The following is a 24,355-nucleotide window of genomic DNA, read 5'->3' as shown; positions in this document are numbered from 1 at the left end:
GCACAACCACGCGCGCACGCACCCGGGTTCCGACCGGCCGGTGTGACGGGACCGCCGTCGGCTACCCGGCCGCACCGGTACCGGCGCGGCCCCGGCTCGCGTCGGCGTCGGCGGGGCCGACGACCGGCGCCCGGGCCAGGTCCTCGACCGCGTGGTCGGCCAGCCGGCACAGGGCGGGCGTGCTGGCGGCCCGGCCCACGGCGAAACACCGGGCGCCCGCGCGCCGGCCCGCCTGGAGGCCCGCCGCGGAGTCCTCGAAGACCACCGCGTCGCCGGGCGCGACGCCCAGCCGCCGGCAGGCGAGCAGATAGCCCTCGGGGTCCGGTTTGCCGTGGGTGACGTCCTCCGCGCTCACCACCGTGGAGAAGTGGCCGGCAATGCCGCACCGCGTCAGGTGGTCGTCCGCGTAGGTTCGGCCACCGGACGTGACGACGGCCAGCGCCACTCCGTGCCGACGCAAGCGCTCCAGCAGCCGGTCGGCGCCGGGGACCAGCCGGACGGGAGGCAGATCCGGTTCGCCGTTCAGCGCGGTGAGTTCCTGTCTCACCTTGTCCGCCGTGGCGTGCCTGCCGAACCGTGCCAGATGTTCCTCGATCACCTCCCGGCTGCGCCGCCCGCTGAAGCCGTCGAGCATGTCCTCCCCGCACTCGATGCCGTGGCCGGCGAAAAGCCGTCGCCACAGTGCCCGGCTCCTGGGTTCGGAATCGATCAGTGTGCCGTCGAGGTCGAAGAGGGCGGCTCTCGCCGTGACGGGTGTGCCGGCGTCACCGTGGGCGGACATGGGGCTCCCTGGGCCGTCTTCGGCTCCGGGGAGGGGCCCGGAGCCGGCTGCGAACGTGGTCTGGTGCCTGGTCTGGTGCTTGCTCTCGTACGTGGTGCCGTGTTCCCCCGTGCCCCGCGGAGAAGCGGGGAGGGTCAAGGGGTCGCGGCGGGCGTACGCCGGAGGACCGTCTCCTCCAGCGCCTGCACCGCTTCCGTTGCCCCGCCGTGCCGGCGGAGCAGGTCCCCGAGACGGGCCGCGCGCCGCGCAGCCTTCCCGTCGAGCAGGGCGTGCGCCGCCTGAGCCAGGTCGTCGGCGGTGGGCTCGTCGAGGAGCGTCCGCGCCGCGCCGTGTGCCTGGAGCGTTCCGAGGTTGTAGACGGGTTCCGGGCTGCGGCCCGGCGTGCCGATGACGGGCACGCCCGCCAGCATCGCGGCCATCAGCGCGTTCTGGCCGCCCCTGGTGATCAGCAGGTCGGTGTCGCTCAGCAGGCGGGTCATCCCGGGCGTCGGCGCGACGACGATGTTGTCCTGCTGGAACGGGACCGCCCGACCGGCGACGCTCGGCTCGCGCGCGGCGACGACGACACTGAACTCCGGTCCCGGGAAGGCCTTGCCGACCACCGGCAGGAACTCGGCGAGCTTGACCGCGCCGAAGCTGAGGTAGACCAGGATCCGCGTGGTGCCCGCCGGGTAGGGAGGCGCCGGTGCCAGCTCCAGGGACGGGAACAGGACGGGCCCGACGTAACGGGTGCGCGGTATCGCGCCCAGCGCCGGTTCCAGGATCTCCGCGGTCGGCGCGATGTTGAGGGCGGCCCGGTGGTGCAGCAGTTCCTCCAGCGGCGCCGGGGGCACGTCGTGACGCGCGCACAGGCTCACGTAGGTCGCCTCCACTTCCTCCAACCGGCCGGGAGAGCGTGGGGCTCCGGTGAACAGGGACAGGTTGGGGCTGGAGATGGTGCAGGCGAAGGGGATGCCGGTCAGGTGCGCGGCGATGGGCACGGTGGGCTGCATCTCGGTGACCACGATGTCCGGGGCGAACGTGCGGTAGGCGTCCAGCTCCGCGGCGATCGCCCGCTCCGCGTAGTCCGGCTGCGCCATGCCCCGGATGAGGACGGCCTCGGTGAAGCCGTCGGCCTCCCCGGTGCCCACCAGCTCGGGGGGCCGTACGGGCGCCGGAGCCGGGAACCGCGGACCGAGCGCCAGCTCGTCCACCAGCGGGTAGCCCTCGGGGGCGAGGAAGGCGACCTGATGGCCGCGCATCACGGCGGCCTGGGCCATGGCGAGGCATCGGGTGATGGCTCCGATACCGAGGGCGCCGCCGAGGGGTTCGAAGAGGATCTTCACGGGTGGCCTTTCTCCGAGGAGTCCGAAGGGTCCGAGGGGGTGTCCGATGGCGTGGCGTCAGAAGAGGCGGTGCCCGACGCGGTGGTGTCCCATGGGGCGGTGCCCGACGGGGCGGTGTCGGCGGGACCGGACGGAGCGTTGTGCGCCGGGGCGGGTGCCGGGCGGGCCCCTCGGGTAGGGCGGCCCGTCAGCAGGACACGGCCCACCGCCGCGGCGGCCACCTGGCAGGCGGCGGTGCCCAGCACCAGGGGGGCGGCGCCCAGACCGCTGAGCGCGCCGGCCGCGGCTGCCCCGGCGGCGGCGAAGGTGCTCTTGAGCCCGGCGCCGAGAGTGAAGACCTGGGTGCGGACGGCCGCGGGCGCGTACCGTTCGCGGCTGGCCAGCAGCGCGCTGAACAGGGGGCCGGTACAGAACCCGGCGGCGGTGAACAGGACCGTGGCCACCAGGACATGACCCGACCAGGGCACGGCCGCGAGGGGCAGGGCCGTACCCAGAAGGCCCCAGAGCACCACCCGTTCCGGCCGCTCCTCGCCCACGGGGCGGTAGGCGTAGCCCAGCGAGCCGGCCAGGGCGCCCACGGCGAACGCGGTCATCAGGCCGCCCGTCGCCCAGGCGGCGTCGTACCGCCGGGCGAGCAGCACGCTCACGACGGGCAGTGCCCCCACGCCCAACTGCCCCACGCTGCTGGCCCAGGTGACCGACCGGAGCGGGCGGTCACGGACGAGTACGGCCGCCCCGTTCAGCAGGTCGGCGGGCCGGGGCCGGGCCCCGCGCGGCCGCACCCCGGGCCTGGGGCGCAGCCGCAGCGAGAACAGCAGCAGGCCGCCCACCGTCGCTGCGGCGCCCAGCACGGCCAGGGCGAGGGCGGCACTCGTCGCCGTACCCAGGGCGGCGGCGGCAGCGGGCCCGCAGATGCCGGCCAGGTTGTAGGAGACGGCGTCGGCGCTGAACGCCCGGGTGAGCCGGTCCTTGGGCAGCAACTCCCCGAGCAGGCTGGTCAGTCCACCGGTGAGGAGGGGGGCGACGCATCCCGCGGCGGCGGCCAGTGCGAGGACCACGAGGTCGCCGGTCCTGCCCACCAGGGCGGCCAGCGCGGCGAGGGCGACGCCGTACAGGGCGACCCCGCCGCCGTGGAAGAGGCGGCGCCGTCTCACCGCGTCGGCCAGGGCCCCGGCCACCGGCGCCGCCGCCACGTGCGGCACCATCAGCGCGGCCACCAGCGCGCCGCCCAGCGCCGGGCTGTCGGCACGCTGCGCGGCCAGCATGACGAGCGCGACCCGGGCCCCCTCGTCGGCCGTGCGGGCCAGGGCGGCGGCGGTGAGGTAGACGGGCAGTGCCGGGAGGCCGCCCGTGCGCGGTGCGGAGGCGGTGACGTCGGTCATGGGCGCAGGACGTGCTGCCGGTGGCGGTACAGCACGGTGGGCTCGGTGTCCTCGGTGCGCAGCCAGGTCACGGTCCCGGCCACGATCGTGTGGTCGAGGAGGGGGACCGCCTCGCTGACCTCGCACACCGCGGTGAGGCTGGACCGGGTCAGCACGGGGGCCCCGTGGGCGAGGGACCAGGTGACGCCCTCGAAGCGTTCGTGCGGTGCGGCGGTGGCGAAGCGCCGGGCGAGGTGCCGGTCGGGCCAGGCCAGCACGTTGACGGCGAAGGTCCCGGCCTCCGTGACCGCGGCGAGGGTACGGCTGCCGGTGGTCAGGGAGACGAGCAGGCTGGGGGGATCCAGCGACAGCGACATCACGGCGTTCGCCGTGCAGCCGGCCGGAGCGCCCGACCGCACGGCCGTGACGACCGAGACGCCCGTGGGCAGGAGCGAGATGGCGTCCCGGAAGTCGTCGGGCGCGACGGGCGCGACGGGCGCGGTGCGGGCCGGCACGGGACCGGGCGTCGACCGCAGAGCGGTGCGGGCCGCTTCCGCTGCGGCCGGCGGAGTGGTGCGGGTGGTCATGAGCGGCTCGCCTCCTGCTGGGGCCGTGCGGTGAGGCGGGAGGTGACCGCCCGTCGGTCGATCTTGCCGTTGGCGTTGAGCGGCAGCTCGTCCCAGAGCGTGACGCCGCGGGGGACCATGTAGGCGGGCAGCTCCGCGTGCAGGGCGCGTACGAGGTCGTCCGGGGACGTGCTGCCCGTGCACACCGCTTCGATGACGAGGTCGCCGCCCGGCCCCTCCACGGTGACCGCGACGGCGTCGTGGACCCCGGGCTGTCCGCGCAGCGCGGCTTCCACCTCGCCGAGTTCCACCCGGTAACCGCGCACCTTGACCTGCTGGTCCAGCCGGCCGAGGTGCACGAGGTTCCCCTCGGCCCGGGTCACCCGGTCGCCCGTGCGGTACCAGTGCTCCTCGCCGGGGCGCTCCGCGGCGGCCAGGGGGACGGCGCGGTCACCGGTGAAGGAGGCGAAGCGGCCGGTGTTGTCGGCGGGGTCGAGGTAGCCGGGAAAGCGCTGGGGTCCGCGGACGAGGAGTTCGCCGGTCGTGGCCGGCCGGCCGGACTCGTCCACCACCAGGTGTTCGAGGGCCGGGTGGACGGTGCCGATCGGCACGGTGCCGTTGGCGGTGGCCGGCCGGGCCGCCGGGTCGCGGGGGTGGACGTAGGCCGTGCAGCTGATGGTCAGTTCGGTGGGCCCGTACAGGTTGGCCAGGGTGCTGGCGGGGGCGGAGGTGGCCCACGCCTCGGCCTGCTGGAGGGTGAGGGGCTCCCCGCAGAACAGGCTCCAGCGCAGGTCGGGCAGGGCCCCGGGGCGCAGACTGCGCATGCGCTTGGCGTAGGAGACCAGGGACGGCACCGAGAACCAGTGGGTGAGCCGACGGTCGGCCGCCCAGCGGACGGGCGCGAACAGGTCCTGCTGCGTCGGTACGACCAGGGTGGCGCCGCCGGCCCAGGCGGCGAACATGTCGAACACCGACAGGTCGAAGGTGAGGTCGAACGTCTGCGACAGCCGGCTGCCCGGGTGCGGGTCGTACTGCTCCAGTACGTGGGCGAGGTAGGCGCACACGTTGCGGTGGGTGATCGGGACGCCCTTGGGGACCCCGGTCGAGCCGGACGTGAACAGGACGTAGGCGGTGTCCCGCGGGTGCGGGTCGCCGCGGGGCGGTTCGGCCGCACCCGCGGCGGGGCTCACCCGGTCCAGCGGGAAGGACGGGACGTCGCCGGCCCGCACCGAGGGGTCGTCGGTGAGCAGGACGTCGAGGCCCGCGGCCGCGGCGATGCGGGCGTTGCGCTCGTGCGGCGCGGCGGGCGCGAGGGGCACGACCGCCGTCCCGAGCCGCTGCAGCGCGAGGTAGGCGGCATAGCTGCGGACACTGCGGGTCGCGGCGAGCCCGGCGGTGCGGGGCACGGTGCCCTGCGCGGCGACCAGGGAGCCGGCGATCCGTCCGGCGAGATCCCGCAGTTCCCGGTAGGTCAGGTGGTCGCTGCCCACCTCCAGCGCGGTGTGGTCGCCGTATCGGGCCGCACTCGCCTCGAACCAGGCGTACAGCGTTGCGTGCACGATCATCCTTTCGGTACGTGGGGGGCGCCGGCCGGCGGCGGGCCGGGGGAGAGCGGTGCGAGGACGGCCGGGGCGGGGGGAAGCGGGGCGGGTACCGTCGGGCCGGGGGCGGCCGGGTCCAAGAAAGCACAGCTGAGAGGTGTGTCCGACTGACCGCGGAAGCTGACCCACCGGTATGCGCGCCATCGGCCCCGAGTGCGGCCGGCCGGCACGTCGATGGTCCAGGGGCGGCCGGCCAGGCCGCTGCCGGCGGCCTTCACGCAGGCTTCCTGCGCGCTCCACACCCAGGCCAGTTCGCGGGCCCGCTGCGCGGGCCGCAGCCGGTCCAGGGAGGGCGCGTGCCGGCCCAGGCAGCGGCGCACCATGCCGGGGGCCGCGGAGCCGGGGGCGTGCTGGACGTCCACGCCCACCGGTCCGCGCAGGGCGAGCGCCGCGGCGACCGTCCCGCCGTCGTGGGAGACGCTGATGCCCGCCTCCGGGTGGCCGGCCAGCCAGGGCTTGCCGCGCGGGTCGGTGACCACGGGGTCGTCGGCGAGTTCCGGCCGTGCCAGGCGCAGCAGTTCGCGCAGGGCCGCCCGGCCGGCCAGCCGTTCCGCGGCCCGCGCCGGCGGCAGTCCGTCCGCCGCCGCGCGGTCCGCCGGTGCCGGTGGCAGTCCGGTCCAGCGCTGCCGGGGGCCGATGAGGACCCAGACGTCCGGGGCGGGGCTGAGTACCGTCACGGGACCGGCCGGGGGTCGTCGAGCAGGACGTCCGCGGCGTCGGCGACGTGCGCCAGCATCAGTTCGGTGGCCCCGCCGCCGAGGCCCAGGACCGCCGCCTCCGCCCGGACGTGGTGCGCACCGCCGGCGGTCATCCCGTCCGCGCCCTGCAGTTGGGCGCAGCGGCTGAGGACGTCGTCGGCGGTCTGGCCCACGGCCGCCTTCAGCAGCGCTGCGGCGTTCATGCCGGGGCTGCCGCCGGCTGCCCTGACGGTCGTCTCCACCAGGGCGCGCAGCTGTTCCGTCCGTACCAGGCAGGCGGCGAAGTCCTGCCGGATCGCGGCGTTGTGCCACAGCGTTCCCTCCCCGGCCGGACGGGTCGTCAGGTGCCGGCGGGTGGCGGTCAGGGTGCGGCGCAGCAGGGCCACCGCCCACTGGGCGCCGGCGAGCCGCTCGGTGGCCATGTGCTGGGCGAAGGAGGCCATCGCCCGGCCCGGCCGGCCGATCAGGTGGTCCCGGTCGAGCCGGACGTCGTCCAGGCGGACGTGCCCGAGGGCCGCGGAGGCCAGCAGCCCTCCGGTGTCGGCGGGCTCGATCCGCACGCCGGCGGCGGTGGCCGGTACGTGGACCCACGTGAAGCTGGTGAAGTGCCGTCCCGGCCGGTGCCGGGCCAGGACCAGGAGGTGGTCGGCCGAACCCGCTCCGGAGACCCACCGTTTGCCCCCGTCCAGGTGCAGGGTCCGTTCGTCCCACCGCACCTCGGTGCCCAGCGCGGTGAGGTCGGAACCCGGGGCCGCGGAGTCGGTCGCGGCCAGCGCCACCGTCGCCCGCCCGTCCAGCACCCGTTCACGCAGCGCGGTGCAGGTCTCGGTGATGCCCGTGGACAGCAACGGCAGTGCGCTGGCTGCCTGGACGAGCACGGTCAGCGTGACACCGTTGTCCCCCCGCTCGTCCACGGCGTGCAGCAGCGCGCCGAGTCGGGCCGGGTCGACGCTCGCGCCGCCCGTGTCGGTGTCCCGGTACAGGCCGCGCAGCACGCCGTGGTCCCCGAGGGCCCGCCACACCGTGCGGGCGTCACCGCCCTCGGTGACCTGGCCGAGGGCCCGGGCCAGGGCGGTACGGAATCCGTCGTCCCCGGTATCGCGGCGCGCGTGGTGCCGGCCGGGCGGGCGGAGGACGGCCTGCTCAGGCAAAGGTCACCTCCGGGTCCAGCAGGGCGAGTTTGCCGTCGGCCAGGTGCAGCCGGTCGTTGTGGTAGTTCAGGGTCGCCGAGCGCAGGTCCCGCAGGGCCTGTTCGAGCCGTGTGGGTGAGTTCTTCAGGTAGCCGTGGCGCATACCGACCGCTTCGATCAGGTCGTCCACGGCCCGACGGCACTCCTCCGACGCGGTGATCTTCAGGGCGTTCAGCTGCAACTGCACCGCGGGCCGGCTGAGGTCCTCGGCCTGCTCGACCGTCCTGCGGGTCCGGGTCAGCAGCGCGTGCACCAGGTCCAGCCGGCGGCGGGCCTGGGACAGCCTGCCGAGCAGCAGTTCCGACCGCAGATCCGTCCGTGCCCGGCCGGCGGGCGAGCGCAGCAGGTGCAGCACCCGGGACAGGGCGCCGGCGGCGGTGCCGAGCCAGGCCGCGGACCAGCCGAGGTGGGCCATGGGGGCGAAGGTGGAGGTCATGACCGTCCTGAAGTCGCCCGCCTCGCCGACGACCCGGTCCTCGGGCACGCGGCCCGTCAGCCGCAGCGGCAGGCTGTGGCTGGCGCGCATGCCCATGGCCTGCCAGTCCCCCTGCGCGGCGACGTCCAGCTCCTCGCGGTCGGCGTAGACGAGGCTGACCTGCGCCGGGGAAGCCGCGTCGGGGGCGAGCATGGTGATCAGGAAGCCGTCGGCGTGGGCGCCGCCGGTGACGATCGGGGCGAAGCGGTCGACGTCGAGCACGCCGTCCGAGGCCGCCAGGGGGGACTGGGCGCTCAGCAGGTGGCCGCCGGTCGCCGCCTCGGTGGTCACCGACGCCAGGTAGCGCCGGCCGGCGGCGATCTCCGGCAGCAGCCGGTCGCGGAGGGCCGGGCGGGCGTACCGGACGAGCGCGGCCACCTGCTGGCAGTGCATGGCGAAGATCATGGCGACGGACATGTCGGCGCGGCCGAGGTCCGTGCTCACCCGCACCATGTCGGCGAGGTCCCCGCCGAGTCCGCCGTGGGCGGCGGGCACCATCAGCCCGAGCAGCCCGGTGCGGCGCAGCTCGTCCAGCGCCTCCGTGGGGAAGGCGGACTCCGTGTCGGCCCGTGCCGCGTGTTCGGCGGCTACGGCCGCGACGCGAGCGGCGGGTTCGGCGAAGCGGTGCCGGCGCCGGGCCGGCGTGGACGCCGTGTCCGTGGCGGTCCCGGTGCCGGGCTCGATGCCGGGGTCCGTGAGCAGCGAGGTGGTCATGCGGCGCTCACCGGTACCCCGCCGGAGCCGTTGTCCTGGGCGGTGAGCGCTGCCTGCACTTCCTTCCAGAGGTTGCCGGCGGTCGCGAAGGTCGTGTCGTTCATCGCGTCGTCCGGCAGGGCGACCCCGAAGGCGTCCTCGATGGCGAACAGCACCTCGATGGCCTGCATGGAGTCGAGGCCCAGGGCCCGCAGGTCGGAGTCGGGGCCGATCGGCTCGCCGTTGTGGAACCTGAGGTAGGGGGTGAGTACGTCGATGAAACGCTGGTCCATGCTGTGCTCCTCAGTCGGCGGTGCGGGTCAGGGTCAGGTGGCTGATGTGCGGTGCCTGCCGGGGCCGTTCGCTGTCGTGGACGACCTCCGCCGGCAGCGGATGCCCGAGGAAGGCGACGAGGCTGGCGTACAGGCCGTAGGCCCCGGTGTTGGGTACGGCGACCCGGTCTCCGGGCCGGAGTGCGGGCAGTTCGGCGCTGCGGGCCCACACGTCCAGCGGGGTGCACAGAGGTCCGGTGACGAGCGCGCTGAGCGTGCCGCCGCGGTCGGCCGCCGGGTCGGCGACGAGGTGCGGTTGCAGCGGCGGCAGCCGGCGCAGTCCCGACATCCCGCCCAGGTGGTTGATGCCGGACTCCAGGACGACGACGTCCCGGCCGTGCGAGCGCTTGACGTCGAGCACCGAGGTGACCAGGGTTCCGGCGGTGCCGACGAGATAGCGGCCGGACTCGAACACCACCTCCGTCGCGCCGGTGCGCCGGCCGGGCACCTCCGTGTCGAGCAGGGCCGTCAGCCGCGGCCGTAGCGCCGACAGGTCCACGGTGTCGCCGGCCGAGGCGAACGGGGCGCCGAAGCCGCCGCCCAGGTCGAGGACGTCGAGCCGCATGCCGTGCGGTGCCAGGGCCTCGGTGAGGCGGCGGGCCGTGCGCACCGACCGGGTGAACTGCCCCAGCAGGTCGTCGGCGCGCGTCAGGTTCGTCCCCATGTACAGGTGCAGTCCCACCACCTCGGTGTGGGCGCGGCGGCCGAAGCGCTCCGGCTCGGCGAGGATCCAGGAGGTGTCCGCGCCGAACTGGGACGGCACACCGGTCATCGCCAGCCCTTGCCCGGGGACGGGCTGGTCGTCGTTGACCCGCAGCAACGCCCGGGGGCGCACCGCCCGTTCCCCCGCGAGCCGGTCCAGCTGGTCCAGGGCGTGCGGGGTGTCGACCGAGAACAGGAGGACTCCCCGGTCGAGGGCCTCGGCCAGTTCCGCGTCGCGTTTGCCGGGACCGGTGTAAAGGATCTCTGCTGCCGGCCATCCCGCCTCGACGGCGGCGCGCAGCTCGCCGGTAGAGCAGACCTCCGCCCGGGCACCGCAGCGGCGCAGCTCCGCCAGCAGCAGGGGGTGCGGGTTGGCCTTGAGCGAGTAGTACAGGCCGCTGTCCTGCGGCAACGCGGCCCGCAGCAGGGCGTGGTTGCGGCGGACGGCCGCCAGGTCGTAGACGTAGGCCGGGGTGGGCGCGGCGGTGAGCACCTGTGCCGGCAGCACGGGGGCGGGGGCCTCAACCGGCATGGGCGTGCCCTTCCGCGTGAAGGGCCGCGGCCAGGCCGTCGCGGTCGACCTTGCCGTTGCCGGTCAGTGGCAGCGCGTCGAGGACGACGCACCGTGCGGGGATCTTGAAGTCCTCGATCTCCTCGCGCAACGCGAGGAGGACGTCCTCGGGCCGGACGGCCCCGGTGACGAAGAGCGTGGCGGGCCGGTCCTGCGCCGGCGGCAGCACCGCCGCGCTCTCCACCCCGGCCGTCCGCCTCGCCGCCGCTTCCACCTCGCCGGCGCTGACCCGGAAGCCGTTCGCCTTGTACAGGTCGTCGCGGCGGCCGGTGAAGTACAGGTAGCCCTCGTCGTCGAGCCAGCCGTAGTCCCCGGTGCGCAACTGCGGGAACAGCCCGTCCACGCGGAAGAAGCGCTGCGCGGTCGCCTCCGGCCGGCGCCAGTAGCCGCTCATCACATGCGGGCCGCGTACGACGATCTCGCCGGTCTCTCCGGGAGGGCAGCGCCGCCCTTCCTCGTCGATCACGAAGACCTCGGTCCCGGGCAGGGCCCTGCCGCTGGAGCCGGGCCGCTGCAGATCCCCGTCGGCGGGCATGATGGTGGCGCGTTTGCACTCGGTCAGCCCGAACATCAGGTGCACCCGCAGCCGGGGCAGGGCCGCCCTCAGGTCGTCCAGCGTCCGCTGGGGCATCGCCGCGCCGGTGTTGGTGAGCATCCGCAGCGTCCGCGGGGCGCGGCCCGGGCGGCGCCGCAGCAGCGCGGCCAGGCCCTCGGCCAGGGACGGCACGGCCGGGAGGATCGTGGCGCCGCAGCCGGTCAGCCGGGTCACCAGCGCCGGTCCGGCGTCGCCCGGCGCGGCCAGGTGCAGGTGCGATCCGCCCAGGACGCTGAGGAAGACCTGGTACAGCCCGTAGTCGAAGGACAGCGGGAGGGGGCTGTAGACGACGTCGTCCCCGTCGTAGCGCAGCACCTGCTGAATGGCCTGGGCCGCGAACACCATCTGCTGGTGGGTGCTGACCACGGCCTTCGGCAGCGAGGTGGTGCCGGAGGTGTAGATCATGCAGACCGGGTCTACCGCGAGGGGCGCGGTGACCCGCTCCGGTTCCACGCCGCGCCGCGAGTCGAGCAGGGCGGTGACATCGGGGCTGCTGATGGTGCGAACGCCCTTGCGTGCGGCGATGTCCAGGGACTGCGGCGCGTCGGAGAAGAAGAGTGCCGGTTCGCTGTCGTCCAGGATGTGCTCCAGCTGCACCCCGCGCACCTGCTCGTGGATCAGGGAGAACACCGCGCCGATCCGTGCGGCGGCGAACACCAGCACGGGCAGCAGGGGGCTCAGCCGGGCGTCCAGCAGGAAGCGGTCGCCTCTGTCCAGGCCTGTCGACCGGAGCCAGTTCGCCGCGTGCCTGCTGGCGCGGGCCAGCTCCGCGTAACCGAGTGTGTGCTCCGCGACGGTGAACGCGGGGTCGTGCGGCCGGCGTTCGGCCGTGTGGTCGAGGAGGTCGTGGAGCAGAGCGGGGGGCGGTGACTGGGGGCTCATCGTGTCCTCTCCGCTTGTGCGGTGGCCAGGGTGGGGGAGGCCGGGATCGGGGAGGCCGGGGTCGCCCGTTCGACGGCCCGGTGCAGGTCCTCGACGCGGTGCAGGTTCTCCGGGACCAGGTCGTCGGGGCGGAACTCGATGCGGAATCGTTCCTCCAGCCGCTCGACCAGCTCCACGATCCGGAAGGAGTTGAATTCCGGAAGCTCGCTCAGCGACGCACCGGCGAGCAGGGCCGCCGGATCGGCGCCCAGCGTTTCCGCGGCCACCGAGGCGATGACGGCACGCGGGTCACCGGCTCCGCGCCCAGGCAGGCCACGCCCGGTCCCCGTCGGCGTGCCGTCCGGCCCTGCCGCCGCTACGACGTTGCTGTCCGGGCGGGCGAACACGCGTGGGTCGGCGAGCAGCAACTCCCGCAGCCGCCCGAGCGGCCCGACGGGCTCCGCGCGGCCCCGCTCGACCCGCCGGTAGGCCAGGTAGACCTGCTCGGTCAGCGTCTTCCACGCCGTCACGTGTTCCCGCACCCGGTCCGAGACCCCGCCGACCGCGTAGCGAGCCAGGAAGGCCGCGTGCAGTTCCCGGCCCCGGCCGAGCAGCCAGGTCTCCAGGGTCAGCCGCCGCAGTGCCGCGATCCGGTCGGGGTGCTGCTCGTAGGCCGTGACGTACCCGTCGGTCTCCTCCTCGCCGGCGAGGTCCAGCACGGGCACGGGCGGCGGGAGCGGGGAGGGCTCGGCCGGGGCGAGGTCGACGCTCAGCCCGACCGTCTCCAGGTCCGCGAGGTCGGCGCGGTCGAGCCGCCACACCCCGGGCCGCGCGTTGCCCCAGGGGGTGTCGTTCAGGTAGCCGTCCCGCACACACACGCCCCCGCCCTCGCCGGGCAGCAGCAGGAAACTGTGGTCCATGTGCTGCCGCCGGTGGTACGGCACCCAGGGCAGCAAGAAGGCGTCGGCCACCACGTAACGGCCTTCGCCGGGCGGGACGGCGCCGAACGGACGGCCGCGGTCGACACTGCGGACGGCGAGGCCGAGATACCGCCGGGCGTCGTCGAGCTGTTGCACAGCGGTGCGTTCGACGGTGGGCAGTCCCGAGGCGTCGGCGGACGGGACCGCGGGGGCCGGGCGGAAACGGAGGACCGCGCCCAGACGGAGGGCGGTACCGGGGCCGTGCCAGTGGTCGGCCCGTTCGGCCAGGTTCACTTGCAGGCAGTCGAAGAGGTGGGCGGGGAACGCGTACCCGGCGGAGGCGGTCATCCGCGTTCTCCCGTACGGGTCCTGTCGGGTTGCCGTGTCATAAGTACTCCTCGGACTGGTGGGGGGTCATCCGTGCCTCCCCGCGACGGCGGGCAGCCGGCTCCCGCCGGACGGCCGGCCCTCGCGGGGCCGTTCGCTGAGGAAGGCGTCGAGGTGATGCGTCATCAGGCGGTGGTGTCCCGGCTGGAACACGTCGAAGTGGCCGCACGGCAGGTCGCGTGTGACCAGGCGCGGCGACCTGCGTGCCCAGGCGGCCACTTGATCCTCCCGCTCGCTCCCGGCGCAGGGCATCAGGAGTACCGGGCCGTCGTAGTGACGGGAGGCGTGGTGTTCGGCGGAGGCCTTCAGGTGCGCCGTCGCCGTCCGTGCCAGCCGCTCCTTGGCCCCGGGCTCCGGTGACGAGGACTGCGAGAGGATCCGGCCCAGCAGCTCATCCGCACTCGTGTGGCAGGCCGACCAGGGCTCGGCGAAGCTGTCCACCATGACCACGGCGGGACGGTGTCCGGTGGCGTCCAGCGCGACGGCCAGCTCCCAGGCCAGCACACCGCCGAGCGACCATCCCAGCAGCAGGTCGGGCGGCCCGGGAAGCGTGCGCAGCAGGGGCAGGTACCGCTGGAGCATGGCCTCGACGCTGTCGTCGGGCGTCTCACCCGGCTGGAGGCCGGCCGCTCGGATCCCGTGCACGGGTCCGCGACGGCTCAGGTGCGAGATCACGGCCATGTACTGTCCCAGCCCACCGCCCGACGGGTGCAGGAGCAGGGTTCTGAGGGGACCGGGGCGGCGGCCGAAGGCGGACATGAGGGGGGTGGATGCGCGCAGGGGTCGGCACGTTGTTTCCGTCACCATTCACTCCTGACGGCTCGCCGGTTACTGGGGCTGATGAATGAGGGGACTTTTCATTCGCGGCATTCGCGGCAGAAAGCCGGACGAGTCACAGGTCTTGTCCCCGATTTGCAACGGCCGGGCGCGGCAAGCGGGCCCGTTGATGTTCATTTCAACGGCCACCTTGTCTTCTGTCAATCAACCTCATGCACAGACCAACGGTCCCGATTTCCCCACCTCGGGCAAGTCAAGCCCGACTGTCGGAGAGTGGCTTGATCTCGGCAACAAGACATTGAGCCCTCTTGCGGCGGCACTCTGCCCGTCCGACTCCGGTCACCTTGAAAAACGACCCTTGCAGCTCAACCGCGCGGCTTCCCTCACCTTGCCACTTCGACGGAGTGACTTGCGTCACACGTCGTCGGGGTGTAGAAATGGCCACCCCGTTCGTGACCGACACCATAAATCAAAGGATTCGGTAAAGAACGCCTATCCTAATGGTCAATTAAATAACCAACCTTCTTTAAGTTGTACGGGAGTTGTCCGAGCGGCTCGAACCGGCGACATCACGGCGCATTTTCCGGCGTCGCAGCCCCCCGTCAGGCCGCCACGCCTCTGAAGCGGGACCACCGGATGGCCGCCGATGTCAGTGGCATGGGCTTGACTTACGGCCATGGAAACCAGTGCGTTCGTCGAGGCTGTCTGGCGTGTCATCCAGGGGAATCCCCCTGAGCGGGGTCATCCCGTCGTCATGGAGGCCCCGCAGGGTGCGGACCTGCATGAACTTGTCGCAGGTTTCGGTGCGTGGGCGGGACGACACCGGAACCTGGCGATGGGCGGGTTCGTCGATCCGTCGCTGACCGAACGCACCGGACTGCCGCTGGTCGAACCTTTCGGGGCGGCGGAGCTGTTGGAGATGCGGGGCTGGGGTTACCGGAACCGCTGGCTCGGGTGCGGGCTGGTTGCCACCCCGCATGGCCCCCGGGCGGTCGCCGTGATCGCCCACCGCGAGGACCCCGCGTCCGCAGGCTTCCCGGAGGACGCGTCCTGGGCCGAGAGGCTGCGCATCGTCACAGGCTGGGAGCCGATACCCGGGCCTCGCGTCGACTGGCTCAGCATCGAGGCCGAGCTCGGCACACGGCTCCCCGGCGACTACAAGGAGATCGTCGACCTGTTCGGCGCGGGCAGCTTTGACGAGTACGTCGAGCTTGCCGTACCCGGCGGCCCGGGCGCCGGCCGCAACCCGTGGAAGGGATACGGCCCCGACCTGGTTTCCGGCGGACGCCTGCCCTGGGGCTGGTCGGAATACGAGCTCGGACTCATGTGGTCGACGGGCGCGACCGAACCCGACGAGTGGACCGTGGTCACGCAGTCCGACGGCGGCGACGAGCAGCACTTCGATTGCGGAGCCGGTGAGTTCATCCTGCGCATGCTCACGGATGTCCAGTTGGGGTACCCCATGAGCTACGCCTCAGGGCATTTCTTCGTGAGTTATGGCCCGCTGGACTTCTGAGTGCGATCGCCGACTCGGGCGTCGGAGGCACCCGCACCCGACCCCTGCCGAGGCCAGTCGGGGGCGGGGTCCTCCGTGAGCAGCGGCCGGAGGGCACCGAGCACCGCGCCGATACAGACGTCACGCAACTGGGTGCGGGTGCAGGTCTCGTGGGTGAGCCAGTCGACGCACAGGACCTGGACGAAGACCAGCCAGCTCTTCAGGACGCCTGACACGGCCTCGCGGGCGCTCTCGTCGGCCAGGGGGAGTACGGCCAGCAGGCGGGCCCGGAGCGCGTCCAGCTCGTTCGTCATGATCGTCTGGATCACCGGGTCACCCGCGAGGACCCGGTTGGCGGCGAGGACGGCGTTGCGGTTCGCGACGAAGTAGTCGAGGTGCACGTCCAAACCCTGGATGAGCTGTTCCACCAGGGAGTCGGCGGGGTCGAACCGGGTCTCGGCGAGCAGCTGGTCCGCCGCCTGCTGGTAAACGGCCGCGAAGAGGGCCTGCTTGCTGGGGAAGTGACGGTAGAGCAGGGCCCGGGAGACGCCGGCCGCTTCCGCGACGTCCTCCATCAGTACGTCGGCGTAAGGGTGCGTGGCGAAGAGCCGTGCGCCGACGGCGAGGAGCTGTGCGCGGCGATCGGCGGGGGAGAGGCGCTGGCGAGGAGGCACACGCGAAGTCTAGTTGACATGCGTCTACTAGGGCACCAAGCTAGTAGACACATGTCAAGTAAGCTCCGCATGACGGCTTGGGGGAACCATGGCCAGGGCTCTGCGCGTACTCACGCAGCTGATGGGCTGGGCTTGCGTGGCGATCGGCCTGTTCCACGTGGCACTCGGCAACGCGGCGATCCCAGGAGCCGGTTCCGCCGGTACCACGATCGACAGCTGGGGCCGGTTCATGGGGGCCTGCTTCGTCGGCTACGGGCTGGCGTGGCTCTGGGCCGCGCAGCAGCGTCCGATCCCGGCTCGGGAGGTGCGGTGGCTGGCCGGCGTATTCCTGCTGGGTGGCGTGGGCCGGCTGCTCTCGCTCGCCGTGCACGGTTGGCCACAGTCGTTCCAGGTCGCGCTGGCGGTGATCGAGCTCGGCCTGCCGCCGGTCTTCTTCTGGCTGGCGGATGCGGAGGAGCGGACCGTGCGAAACGGCGCCGAGGCCGCCTCCGCCGGCTGAGGCACACTGTCGGCTCGTCCCGCACCGACCTTTGGACGGCGACCACGCGTTGCGGTAAGAAGCGCGTCATCGTTCGTCGCTCTTGGCCTTGTTTTCCTGGTCGCCCACAGCTCCGTGAAGATGACCGTGGCGGGAGCGCTGGCCGTGCCCTTCTTCGGGTCCTGCGCCGTGATGATCACGCAGCGCCTGATCCGCGACCGGCCGGAGTTGTTGCTGAACGACGCGGGAGTGGACCATGTGACGCTGGGCCGGTTCGGCTGGGCCGAGATAGCCGCCGTGCGCATGCGCGAGCAGCGGGTACGCAACACCTCGCAGCGGTTCATCGAGCTGGTGCTGCACGATCCGGACGCCTACCTGGCTCGGGCACCCAAGCTCGTCCGCGGCACCGCGTCCATGAACGCACGACTCGGCTATGGTCCGGCCACCATGCCTACGAACACCTTGTCGGTGCCACCTGAGGCGGTCCTGGAGGCGATGCGCCGCCACCGCCCCGGACTCGCAGTTCAGCACTGAGCGCGACCGCTGGCCGACGGGCTGGTTCCGTGCCGCCTGACCGGTCGGGGCCAGGAAGGAGCCGGACAACGACACAATCGCCACGCTGACTTGACGCCCCGTCTGGCATCCTGACGCATGAGCGGGCAGTGGCCGGCCGGCCCGATCGACCATCGCCCGGGACGGGGGGCGGCAGTATGTCGAAGCAGAACACGGACGACGCGGACAGCGCGAAAGCCCAGGGCTGCGGCAGCGGCCGTACGGCACAGGCAGCAAGCTCACCCGAGGCATCGGCCCGCGCGGCACTTCCCGCGGCGCTCCGGCAATCGGCCGCCTGGGGCAGGTTCCTCACCATCAGCGCGTGGCCGACCGGTGCCGTCGGCGCCGCCCTGGCACTCGTGGCCGTAGACCACTGGCAGGTGACAAGGCTGCCGGAAGGAGCCTTACTCACCGACGCACACCGGGAGTGGTGGTACCTGGCGGCGGCCCTGGCCGGCGCGGTCGCCGCGGGAGCAGTCCTGGTCGTCGGCTACCGGGCGGTCGTTCTACGCAGACCCCCCACCGGGAAGGCGTTCGTCCCCGTGCGGCTGTTCCTGGCGATCGCCGCCTTCAACGCGATCAACAGGAGCTGGCGGGACGACCTCTCGGTGCCCTGGTGGGATTTCGACCTCCTGATCCCCCTGGCCTCGGTGTCCGGGTACACACTGCTGTCCGGTGCCCGGCAACTCGCCGTGCTCGGGCGGCAGCACCTGTCCGAGGTCATCCACTCGCCCCAGGACCTGCAAAGCGGTTCCTACTCCCTCTACTTGAGGTCCTTCGAGGACGACCTTCCACGCACCATGCTGGAGCAGACCGAGCACCGGGCTCCCGGACCGGGGGCCGTGCTGCCGGACTTCCGTCTGTCCGGCCTCACGGAGGAAGAGCAACTCGCCGAGGCGCTCGAGCCCGTGGCACCGATGGTGGCCGTGGGTCGCCCCGGAGAGAGGCTCCCCCTGGTGGGAGCCCGGCGGTTGTACCTGCCGATCCACGACTGGCAGGACACGGTGCGCGACCTGATGCTCCGGGCCCGACTGGTGGTCATCGCGGTCGGCCCCGGTGCCGGACTGCAGTGGGAGTTCTCGCAGGCGGTGCGGCTGTTGCCCGCACGGCGTCTCGTACTGCTCGTCCCCGACCGGGAGACCTACGAGCGGTTCCGCGCCGCTGCCGGCACGGCCCTGGCCGAGGCGGCCGCAAGCCCCGCGGGAGATGGCGTCCGTGCCTCCTGGCCACCTCCGTCGCTGCCGCCCTATCCGGAAGGTGAGCCGACCGACAACCTCTCGCTGAAAGGTGCGGTCTACTTCGACGACCGCGGCAGCCCGCACTTCGTCTTCTTCGGGAGCGACAAGGTCTGGGGAGGAACCAGGCACCGCGACCGGGTGCTGGGATCGGTGAGGAGGAAACTGGGCCCGGTGCTCGAACGGCTTCCGCCGTGGGAGCCCTGGGACCACCCGGAAGAGTCGTCACCCGGCCAACGGGGTCACCGGGTCTGAGGGGAGGCGGTTTGGCGGAATCGATCCGGCCGCAAAGGGTGTTCGGCCATCATGAACGCATGGCCGGCATCGACGACAGGCTCTGGAACGAGGGCGTCAGCCCGACGGACTTCTCCGAGGGCACAGCCACATACCAGGCGGCGATACTGGAGCAGTACAAGCTGTGCGTCGAGATGGCCGACCGGGTCAGTTCCCGGCGCAATCTCACCAACACCTTCTTCCTGACGCTCAACACCGCGGTCGTCGGCGCCCTCGCCGCCGGGTCCGGCGCGGGCTGGCCGCGCTCCTCCGCATGGGTGCTGGTGGCAGGGCTGCTGATCGTCCTCGCCCAATGCATGGCCTGGTATGTGATCGTGCGTTCCTACCGGCAGCTCAACGCGGCCAAGTACGCGGTGATCGGTGCCTTCGAGGCGAAGCTCCCTGCCTACGCGTACTCGCGGGCGGAGTGGGGCGCGCTCGGCGAGGGCCGCGACTGGCGCACGTACATGCCGCTGACGCACGTGGAGCAGTGGGTGCCGGTCGTCTTCGCGCTGTCGTACCTCGTGGCCTTCGGGGCCGTGGTGACGAGGTGAGCCCACCGCCCAGCGGCAAGCGCGGTGCCAGGGCCCGCGGTGGATAGGATCACCCTGTCGAGATGAAGGGGACGGTCCATGACAACCATCGCGGTGACCGGGCACATGGATCTGGCCGCGGACGGCGTCCCCGCGATCCGCACCGCTCTCGACGGGCTGCTCCGGCGGTACGCCCGCGACAGCGCACTCGTCGGCGTCTCGTGCATCGCCGAGGGTTCCGACTCGGTGTTCGCCCAGTCCGTACTGGCCAACGGCGGACGGCTGATCGCCATCATCCCCTCCCGCGACTACCGCCGCACCGTGGTCGCCCCCCATCACGCGCCCCTCTTCGACCAGCTCGTCGAAGCCGCCGACGAGGTCCTGGTGATGCCGCACGAGACGGCGGACCGTGCTGCCTACGACGCCGCCAACGCCGCCCTCCTGGAACACGCCGATCGGCTCGTGGCCGTCTGGAACGGGGAGCCGCCCAGCGGAAAGGGCGGAGGCACGGCGGACGTGGTGCTCCGGGCACGGGCGCAGGGAATGCCCGTGGACGTGGTGTGGCCGGACGGAGCCCGTCGGACCGGCTGACCACGGGCCCCGGAGCCTCCGATACCGCGACGGTCCGTACCGGCACTGTGGCCGGTGAACGGCCGCCCTGCCCACCCGGTGTGGTGGGGAAGGCAGGGCGCCGGGCGTGCCCACCGCTCGTCGGCCGGCAGGCGCGTGTGCCTGCTCGTGGTCACCGAGACCGGTAGGCGGTGGCCAGCACGGAGACGGTGACCTGAGCGGGCAGAAGACCGTCGTCATCCAGGCCCGCACGGCCTATGTGACGCGCGCTGGGCGTCATCGCCACCAGGTCCAGGGCATCCTGCCTGGACAGGGTCGCGGAGTACTCGATCCGTTCGGTGACGACGGCCTCGAAGAAGGGGTTCAGTGCCCGGTGCAGGCGCTGCTCCTTGGCCGGGTCGATCGTGACCATCGCAGGCACGCGGCCGCGCAGCTCGGCCAGGTGCCGGTCGGTGGGACGTACCACGATCAGCCGGCCGGACGGGCGCAGCACGCGGTGGAACTCGGCCGGGTTGCGCGGTGCGAACACGTCCAGCACGACATCGGCCACCCCGTCGGCCAAGGGGAACGGACGGTAGACGTCCCAGGCCACCGCGGCGGCTCGGTCGTGGGCACGGGCTGCCGAGCGCAGCGCGCGCGCCGAAGTGTCCAGACCCAGCCCGCGGGCGCCGGGCAGCTGGTCGAGCACGCCGGCCAGGTAGTAGCCGGTGCCGCATCCCGCGTCCACGACCGCGGCCCGCTCGGACACGGTGCCGGCCGCCAGGCGGGCACCGACGCGGCGGATGGGCGCGTAGGCGCCGGTGGACAGGAACCGGTCCCGCGCCCGGACCATGGCCGCGTCGTCGCCGCTGGTGGCGCGGTTGCCCGTCAGCAGGCCGGCGTAGCCGTGGCGGGCGATGTCGAAGGTGTGACCCGCCGGGCAGCGCAGTGCGCCGAGGTCGGGACGCAGGCGGTGCGTGCGGCACGTCGGGCAGCGCAGCAGATCGAGGGACAGTTCGAGGGCAGGGGGAAGTGACACAGGCACAAGGCACTCCTGGCGAGGGGTGAAGGGAAGAGACCGTGCCTGCACGCGCGGTCAGGGCGTCACTGCCTCAGGAAGGAACGGGCAGCGTCGGCAACGCGGTTCACGCAGCAGGCTCACCAAGGAGGGCGACGCCGTCCGACATCGCCCTCAACGCCCTTCCGATCACAGGAAGCAGCAGTGCGGGGTGCTCATGAATGCCACGCCACGAGTCTACGAGCATCGGCGGAGCCGCACCCGTTTTTTCCTACCGCGTCCGGTGCCACAATCGGCGTTCCACGGCGCTGGTGACCGCGTGGTGGGTAGTGTCGAACGGGACCTCGCCGGGCGGCATCCGGTGCGGTCGTCACGTCCCGTCGGGGGAGGGGATGGCCCCATGTCCGGAACGAAGCCACGCAATCTCCAGGGGGAAACGGGAACGTGGGCCGTCGCCCTGCGGCTGTGGCGCAACATCGGCTGCTTCGGGCTCTTCAACTTCGCGCTGCTGCTGTTCATCGGTGTGCTGGTCGCCGACGGCGGCCCCGTCGTCCTGCCGTTACTGGTGTTGACGCTCTTCACGGTCGGCGTGCTCAGGATGGTGTGGCTGGTGCGCTTCACCCTGCGCGTCCGCATCAAGGAGATCGGTGACGTCGTACCGGAGCTGGTCGCGTCCGGCGCGCGGTTCTGCCTGATCCTGCGCCCGTTCGGGTCCGCCGGGCACATCATCGTGCGCAGCGGCAGGGGACGGCGGTCCCTGGCCCTGGGTGGGATGAAGGTCACTTCGACCATGGAGCAGGTGGTCTCCAGAGCCTGGTCCGACACCTTCGCGTCCCAGGCGTACGCGGTGGTCGACCCCGGCCTCGCCCTGGCTCCCGGCGGCCTCGTCTACATGCGGGCCGAGCACACCGCGTGGAAGGAACCGGTCGCCCGGCTCATCGAGGCCGCACACTCGATCGTCCTGATCCTGCCGCCGCACCAGGAGATCCGCACGTCCACGTGGTGGGAGGTCCGCAAGATCGTGGAACTCCAGTGCCTGGAGCGGCTCACCGTGGTCCTGCCCCCGTACGACGACAAGGGAAGCGGGCACGCGCAGGCGAAGAGAGAGCTGTGCAAGCTCCTTGCGGTGGTGGAGGATCCCCTGTGCCTCGTCCACCTGGCCGAGGGCTCCGATCCCGTCGTCAACAGCCACCGTGTCGACTACTACGCGCGGAAACTCCTGCCGGAGAAGACGCTGGGCGTGCACTTCTTCAAGAACCAGGGCGGTGTCTTCCAGCACCGGGACGACGGGCCCGTGATGTTCAGCTTCAGCACGGGAGTCGACAGAAAGTCCCTGATCCTGCGCAGGAAGAGCAAGGTGAGTGAATCCACCTACCGGCCGCTGCTGCTCGCGGCCTACCGGTCGGATGCCGAGGAACCGCCCCAGAAGTGGCCTCGGGCGGCGAAGCGTCGTACGACCGCGGAGGGAATCCGAAGGATCGACGGTCGGCCCTGAAGCACGTGCAGAACGGAGCCACACCAAAACCCCGGACGCCTCACTGCCCACCATGCGCGAGCCCGTCAGTGCTCCAACACCTGCTCGCGAAGGGCGTGGATGAACGACGTGACGTGTGGCTGGTGGCGACGACCCCGGATCGTGGCGACGCCGATGTGCCGACTCGGAGTCGGTGGCTCGACCGGGACGGTGTGCACTCCCGGAACCGCCGGGATGAGCGCGATGGAAGGGATGAGCGAGACCCCTATGCCCGCGGCGACGAGCGAACGGGCGAAGAAGTAGTCGGTGGTGGTGCCGCGCACGTCCGGTTCAAAGCCTGCACGCTCGGCGTAGCGGCGCAAGTACGCCTCGGTCTTGAGGCATCCGAGTACCCAGGGCTCGGCTGCCAGCTCCGCGAGGGCGAGCGACTCCCGGTCGGCGAGTCGATGCCCCTCCGGGAGGACCGCGTGCAGAGGATCTTCCAGGAGAGCGATCCACTCCAGGCTGGAACTCGGGCCGGACCCCATGGGCAGCGGGCCGTCGAAGTGGTAGGCGAGAGCGAGGTCGACAGCGCCTTGGCGAACCAGGGGCAGTGAGTGCTCGGGTTCGCCCTCCCTGACATGGAGCACAGCGCGAGGACGCGTCGCCATGAACCGCGCGATCGCGCCCGGCAGCAGATGCCGGCCGCCGCTGGTGAAGGTGGCCACGGTGAGCTGTACCAGGCCCGTGCTGAGCTGTTCGACCTGCTGCCTTGCCTGTTCCAGTTCCGCCGCGACGGACTCGGCGGCTCCGACCATGATCTGGCCGGCCGCAGTGAGCGTGACCCCGCGCGTGCTGCGCGCCACCACCTGGGCACCGAGACTGCGTTCCAGCACCGCTACGTGCTGGGAGACGGCGGACGGGGTGAGGCGGAGAGCCGCTGCCGCCTTGCTGAAGCTCCCGTGGTCCGCCACCGCCCGAAGGACGCGAAGCCGCTGCACATCGATCAACAGTAGCCTGGCTGCTCACCCGCTCCCCAGCCGTCATCCCGGTACCGGGAGCCAGCCGCCCGGCCTCCATCACCGACTCGGCCCAGGCCGCGCAACTCACGCTGAGCGCGGAAGAGGTGACGCAGCTCGACCAGCAACTGCCGGGCTGACTCACGTCAGAACCTTGTGCCAGGTCGGTGGCGGGATTCGGGTCCCGGTCATGCTCGGTCGAGGGACTCCGCGACGGGAGCGAGCGGCAGATCTCCCACTCCCGAGCCGTAGTTGGGGGAGCGGCTTGCGACGGGGCACGGCCCGCTATGCCTCGGCCGGCCGCAGTGAGGCGAGGCGTGCCATCTCCTCCTTCGAGAGCCGCAGCGCGCCGGCCGCCACGTTCTGTTCGAGGTGCCCCGGATCACCGGTCCCGGGGATGGCCAGCACGTGCGGCCCCTGCTGCAGGGTCCAGGCCAGCCGGACCTGCGCGAGGGACACACCGTGCGCGCGGGCGACGGCGCACACCTCCTCGCTGTCACCGGGAACCGGACCGGCCTCACGGCCGCGGCCGGCGATGGCGAAGAACGGAACGTAGGCGAGGCCGAGTTCGCCGCAGAGTCGCAGGAGCGCCCGGTCCTCGCTCGCCGCACCGATCCCGTACGCGTTCTGCACGCAGACGACCGGGGCGACGGCTCGGACCTCGGCCAATTGCTCGGACGTGACGTTGGAGATGCCGAGGTGACGGATCAGCCCGGCGTCGCGCAGCTCCGCCAAGGCCCCGAAGTGCTCGCCGATCGATCCGTTCCGTCGGCTCGGTGGCACGCGCAGGTTCACCACGTCCAGGTGGTCGCGGCCGAGTTGGCGGAGGTTCTCCTCGACCTGGCCGCGCAACTGCTCCGGAGTGGCCCACCACCACGCGCCCGAAGGATCACGGTCCGGCCAGACCTTCGTGGCGATGACCAAGTCCTCCGGGTACGGCGCCAGCGCCCGCTTGATCAGCTCGTTGGCGGAGCACCTTGCGGAGAAGTAGAACGCGGCGGTGTCGATGTGGTTCACACCGAGCTCGACCGCCCGCCGGAGCACGCCGACCGACTGCTCACGGTCCCGCGGCACTCCGCGGTCGAAGGGCGCGGTACCCGTCAGGCGCATCGCACCGAACCCGACGCGGTTGACGGTCAGGTCACCGAGTCGCCAAGTTCCGGCGGCTGCTGCGGTGGTGCTCGTCTGTGGGCTCATGACAGGGCTCTCCTCTTGGGGGCTGGGAACCAGGAACCGACGGG

The 24,355-nt window shown here is 72.4% G+C and carries 25 protein-coding genes and 1 pseudogene; 8 read left to right on the top strand and 18 right to left on the bottom strand.

Annotated features, from left to right (window positions below):
• Nucleotides 1–61: 61 nt before the first annotated feature.
• The 13 genes from ABZ923_RS00770 to ABZ923_RS00710 all read right to left on the bottom strand — a co-directional run bounded on the left by ABZ923_RS00770 (nucleotide 62) and on the right by ABZ923_RS00710 (nucleotide 13,817).
• Nucleotides 62–781 carry an HAD family phosphatase gene (locus ABZ923_RS00770; RefSeq protein ID WP_361464895.1) on the bottom strand — a complete coding sequence of 240 codons (720 nt, stop codon included), beginning with the start codon at nucleotides 779–781 and terminating at the stop codon, nucleotides 62–64.
• Nucleotides 782–915: 134 nt separating this feature from the next.
• Nucleotides 916–2,106 carry a hypothetical protein gene (locus ABZ923_RS00765; protein ID WP_361464893.1) on the bottom strand — a complete coding sequence of 397 codons (1,191 nt, stop codon included), beginning with the start codon at nucleotides 2,104–2,106 and terminating at the stop codon, nucleotides 916–918.
• The gene (locus ABZ923_RS00760; RefSeq protein ID WP_361464890.1) at nucleotides 2,103–3,488 is read right to left on the bottom strand and encodes an MFS transporter; all 1,386 of its coding nucleotides are present in this window, start codon (nucleotides 3,486–3,488) and stop codon (nucleotides 2,103–2,105) included. The genes ABZ923_RS00765 and ABZ923_RS00760 overlap by 4 nt, the downstream gene beginning before the upstream one ends.
• Nucleotides 3,485–4,054 (bottom strand): flavin reductase family protein, encoded by a 570-nt coding sequence (locus ABZ923_RS00755; protein ID WP_361464887.1) that lies wholly within the window; start codon nucleotides 4,052–4,054, stop codon nucleotides 3,485–3,487. Before ABZ923_RS00755 ends, ABZ923_RS00760 begins: the two co-directional genes overlap by 4 nt.
• Nucleotides 4,051–5,592, bottom strand: coding sequence for an amino acid adenylation domain-containing protein (locus ABZ923_RS00750; protein ID WP_361464885.1), 1,542 nt, complete (start codon nucleotides 5,590–5,592; stop codon nucleotides 4,051–4,053). The genes ABZ923_RS00755 and ABZ923_RS00750 overlap by 4 nt, the downstream gene beginning before the upstream one ends.
• Before the next feature lie 2 nt (nucleotides 5,593–5,594).
• Nucleotides 5,595–6,311 (bottom strand): 4'-phosphopantetheinyl transferase superfamily protein, encoded by a 717-nt coding sequence (locus ABZ923_RS00745; RefSeq protein WP_361464882.1) that lies wholly within the window; start codon nucleotides 6,309–6,311, stop codon nucleotides 5,595–5,597.
• On the bottom strand, nucleotides 6,308–7,483 hold the full coding sequence (locus ABZ923_RS00740) for an acyl-CoA dehydrogenase (RefSeq protein ID WP_361464879.1): 1,176 nt from the start codon (nucleotides 7,481–7,483) through the stop codon (nucleotides 6,308–6,310). Before ABZ923_RS00740 ends, ABZ923_RS00745 begins: the two co-directional genes overlap by 4 nt.
• Nucleotides 7,476–8,711, bottom strand: coding sequence for an acyl-CoA dehydrogenase family protein (locus ABZ923_RS00735; protein WP_361464876.1), 1,236 nt, complete (start codon nucleotides 8,709–8,711; stop codon nucleotides 7,476–7,478). The genes ABZ923_RS00740 and ABZ923_RS00735 overlap by 8 nt, the downstream gene beginning before the upstream one ends.
• Nucleotides 8,708–8,983, bottom strand: a complete 276-nt coding sequence (locus ABZ923_RS00730; RefSeq protein ID WP_361464873.1) for an acyl carrier protein — start codon at nucleotides 8,981–8,983, stop codon at nucleotides 8,708–8,710. Before ABZ923_RS00730 ends, ABZ923_RS00735 begins: the two co-directional genes overlap by 4 nt.
• Nucleotides 8,984–8,993: 10 nt before the next feature.
• Entirely contained in the window at nucleotides 8,994–10,256 is a 1,263-nt protein-coding gene (locus ABZ923_RS00725; RefSeq protein WP_361464871.1) for a type III PLP-dependent enzyme, read from the bottom strand.
• Nucleotides 10,246–11,772, bottom strand: coding sequence for a class I adenylate-forming enzyme family protein (locus ABZ923_RS00720; RefSeq protein ID WP_361464868.1), 1,527 nt, complete (start codon nucleotides 11,770–11,772; stop codon nucleotides 10,246–10,248). Before ABZ923_RS00720 ends, ABZ923_RS00725 begins: the two co-directional genes overlap by 11 nt.
• Entirely contained in the window at nucleotides 11,769–13,019 is a 1,251-nt protein-coding gene (locus ABZ923_RS00715) for an acyl carrier protein (protein ID WP_361464865.1), read from the bottom strand. The genes ABZ923_RS00720 and ABZ923_RS00715 overlap by 4 nt, the downstream gene beginning before the upstream one ends.
• A 66-nt stretch (nucleotides 13,020–13,085) precedes the next feature.
• Nucleotides 13,086–13,817 carry an alpha/beta fold hydrolase gene (locus tag ABZ923_RS00710; protein ID WP_361464863.1) on the bottom strand — a complete coding sequence of 244 codons (732 nt, stop codon included), beginning with the start codon at nucleotides 13,815–13,817 and terminating at the stop codon, nucleotides 13,086–13,088.
• Between the two features lie 694 nt (nucleotides 13,818–14,511).
• Here ABZ923_RS00710 and ABZ923_RS00705 point away from each other — a divergent pair.
• Nucleotides 14,512–15,351 carry a hypothetical protein gene (locus ABZ923_RS00705; protein ID WP_361464861.1) on the top strand — a complete coding sequence of 280 codons (840 nt, stop codon included), beginning with the start codon at nucleotides 14,512–14,514 and terminating at the stop codon, nucleotides 15,349–15,351.
• On the opposite strand, the gene ABZ923_RS00700 is transcribed toward ABZ923_RS00705, so the two are convergent.
• On the bottom strand, nucleotides 15,330–16,004 hold the full coding sequence (locus tag ABZ923_RS00700; RefSeq protein WP_361464858.1) for a TetR/AcrR family transcriptional regulator: 675 nt from the start codon (nucleotides 16,002–16,004) through the stop codon (nucleotides 15,330–15,332). The genes ABZ923_RS00705 and ABZ923_RS00700 overlap by 22 nt on opposite strands.
• Nucleotides 16,005–16,092: 88 nt before the next feature.
• Here ABZ923_RS00700 and ABZ923_RS00695 point away from each other — a divergent pair, with 88 nt between their 5' ends.
• From ABZ923_RS00695 to ABZ923_RS00675, 5 genes are all read left to right on the top strand, one after another.
• Nucleotides 16,093–16,503: a DUF4345 domain-containing protein gene (locus tag ABZ923_RS00695; RefSeq protein ID WP_361464856.1), complete on the top strand. Its 411-nt coding sequence runs from the start codon at nucleotides 16,093–16,095 to the stop codon at nucleotides 16,501–16,503.
• A 6-nt stretch (nucleotides 16,504–16,509) separates the two neighbouring features.
• Nucleotides 16,510–17,016, top strand: a complete 507-nt coding sequence (locus ABZ923_RS00690) for an STM3941 family protein (RefSeq protein ID WP_361465254.1) — start codon at nucleotides 16,510–16,512, stop codon at nucleotides 17,014–17,016.
• 176 nt (nucleotides 17,017–17,192) lie between these two features.
• The gene (locus tag ABZ923_RS00685; protein WP_361464853.1) at nucleotides 17,193–18,524 is read left to right on the top strand and encodes a hypothetical protein; all 1,332 of its coding nucleotides are present in this window, start codon (nucleotides 17,193–17,195) and stop codon (nucleotides 18,522–18,524) included.
• Nucleotides 18,525–18,583: 59 nt separating this feature from the next.
• On the top strand, nucleotides 18,584–19,096 hold the full coding sequence (locus tag ABZ923_RS00680) for a hypothetical protein (RefSeq protein WP_361464850.1): 513 nt from the start codon (nucleotides 18,584–18,586) through the stop codon (nucleotides 19,094–19,096).
• 78 nt (nucleotides 19,097–19,174) lie between these two features.
• Nucleotides 19,175–19,666, top strand: a complete 492-nt coding sequence (locus ABZ923_RS00675) for a hypothetical protein (RefSeq protein ID WP_361464848.1) — start codon at nucleotides 19,175–19,177, stop codon at nucleotides 19,664–19,666.
• 56 nt (nucleotides 19,667–19,722) lie between these two features.
• Here the strand turns inward: ABZ923_RS00675 and ABZ923_RS00670 are convergent.
• Nucleotides 19,723–19,821, bottom strand: a pseudogene (locus tag ABZ923_RS00670) (IS5/IS1182 family transposase); the annotation flags it as partial.
• A complete protein-coding gene (locus ABZ923_RS00665) occupies nucleotides 19,818–20,669 on the bottom strand; it encodes a methyltransferase domain-containing protein (RefSeq protein WP_361464845.1) in 852 nt (283 codons plus the stop codon). The pseudogene ABZ923_RS00670 and the gene ABZ923_RS00665, both read right to left, overlap by 4 nt.
• Nucleotides 20,670–21,042: 373 nt before the next feature.
• Between ABZ923_RS00665 and ABZ923_RS00660 the strand changes: the two genes are divergently transcribed.
• Nucleotides 21,043–22,137: a hypothetical protein gene (locus ABZ923_RS00660; RefSeq protein ID WP_361464842.1), complete on the top strand. Its 1,095-nt coding sequence runs from the start codon at nucleotides 21,043–21,045 to the stop codon at nucleotides 22,135–22,137.
• 65 nt (nucleotides 22,138–22,202) lie between these two features.
• Here ABZ923_RS00660 and ABZ923_RS00655 read toward each other — a convergent pair whose 3' ends face one another.
• Nucleotides 22,203–23,105 carry a LysR family transcriptional regulator gene (locus ABZ923_RS00655; protein WP_361464839.1) on the bottom strand — a complete coding sequence of 301 codons (903 nt, stop codon included), beginning with the start codon at nucleotides 23,103–23,105 and terminating at the stop codon, nucleotides 22,203–22,205.
• Between the two features lie 11 nt (nucleotides 23,106–23,116).
• On the opposite strand from ABZ923_RS00655, the gene ABZ923_RS00650 reads away from it, so the two are divergent.
• Nucleotides 23,117–23,254 carry a hypothetical protein gene (locus ABZ923_RS00650; protein ID WP_361465251.1) on the top strand — a complete coding sequence of 46 codons (138 nt, stop codon included), beginning with the start codon at nucleotides 23,117–23,119 and terminating at the stop codon, nucleotides 23,252–23,254.
• Nucleotides 23,255–23,399: 145 nt separating this feature from the next.
• Here the strand turns inward: ABZ923_RS00650 and ABZ923_RS00645 are convergent, their stop codons facing one another.
• Nucleotides 23,400–24,311, bottom strand: coding sequence for an aldo/keto reductase (locus ABZ923_RS00645; protein WP_361464836.1), 912 nt, complete (start codon nucleotides 24,309–24,311; stop codon nucleotides 23,400–23,402).
• Nucleotides 24,312–24,355 lie beyond the last annotated feature (44 nt).

The organism is Streptomyces sp. NPDC046881 (genome assembly GCF_040645015.1).
Lineage (GTDB): Bacteria > Actinomycetota > Actinomycetes > Streptomycetales > Streptomycetaceae > Streptomyces.
Note: the sequence above shows the minus strand (reverse complement) of the source record. Positions and strands in the feature narration are given on the sequence as shown.

Excerpts from the sequence above, each read along its gene's own strand:
- ABZ923_RS00770 (WP_361464895.1), bottom strand. The coding sequence starts at position 781 with ATGTCCGCCCACGGTGACGCCGGCACACCCGTCACGGCGAGAGCCGCC.
- ABZ923_RS00760 (WP_361464890.1), bottom strand. The coding sequence starts at position 3,488 with ATGACCGACGTCACCGCCTCCGCACCGCGCACGGGCGGCCTCCCGGCA.
- ABZ923_RS00755 (WP_361464887.1), bottom strand. The coding sequence starts at position 4,054 with ATGACCACCCGCACCACTCCGCCGGCCGCAGCGGAAGCGGCCCGCACC.
- ABZ923_RS00735 (WP_361464876.1), bottom strand. The coding sequence starts at position 8,711 with ATGACCACCTCGCTGCTCACGGACCCCGGCATCGAGCCCGGCACCGGG.
- ABZ923_RS00730 (WP_361464873.1), bottom strand. The coding sequence starts at position 8,983 with ATGGACCAGCGTTTCATCGACGTACTCACCCCCTACCTCAGGTTCCAC.
- ABZ923_RS00725 (WP_361464871.1), bottom strand. The coding sequence starts at position 10,256 with ATGCCGGTTGAGGCCCCCGCCCCCGTGCTGCCGGCACAGGTGCTCACC.
- ABZ923_RS00720 (WP_361464868.1), bottom strand. The coding sequence starts at position 11,772 with ATGAGCCCCCAGTCACCGCCCCCCGCTCTGCTCCACGACCTCCTCGAC.
- ABZ923_RS00715 (WP_361464865.1), bottom strand. The coding sequence starts at position 13,019 with ATGACCGCCTCCGCCGGGTACGCGTTCCCCGCCCACCTCTTCGACTGC.
- ABZ923_RS00710 (WP_361464863.1), bottom strand. The coding sequence starts at position 13,817 with ATGTCCGCCTTCGGCCGCCGCCCCGGTCCCCTCAGAACCCTGCTCCTG.
- ABZ923_RS00705 (WP_361464861.1), top strand. The coding sequence starts at position 14,512 with ATGGAAACCAGTGCGTTCGTCGAGGCTGTCTGGCGTGTCATCCAGGGG.
- ABZ923_RS00695 (WP_361464856.1), top strand. The coding sequence starts at position 16,093 with ATGGCCAGGGCTCTGCGCGTACTCACGCAGCTGATGGGCTGGGCTTGC.
- ABZ923_RS00685 (WP_361464853.1), top strand. The coding sequence starts at position 17,193 with ATGTCGAAGCAGAACACGGACGACGCGGACAGCGCGAAAGCCCAGGGC.
- ABZ923_RS00680 (WP_361464850.1), top strand. The coding sequence starts at position 18,584 with ATGGCCGGCATCGACGACAGGCTCTGGAACGAGGGCGTCAGCCCGACG.
- ABZ923_RS00675 (WP_361464848.1), top strand. The coding sequence starts at position 19,175 with ATGACAACCATCGCGGTGACCGGGCACATGGATCTGGCCGCGGACGGC.
- ABZ923_RS00660 (WP_361464842.1), top strand. The coding sequence starts at position 21,043 with ATGTCCGGAACGAAGCCACGCAATCTCCAGGGGGAAACGGGAACGTGG.
- ABZ923_RS00645 (WP_361464836.1), bottom strand. The coding sequence starts at position 24,311 with ATGAGCCCACAGACGAGCACCACCGCAGCAGCCGCCGGAACTTGGCGA.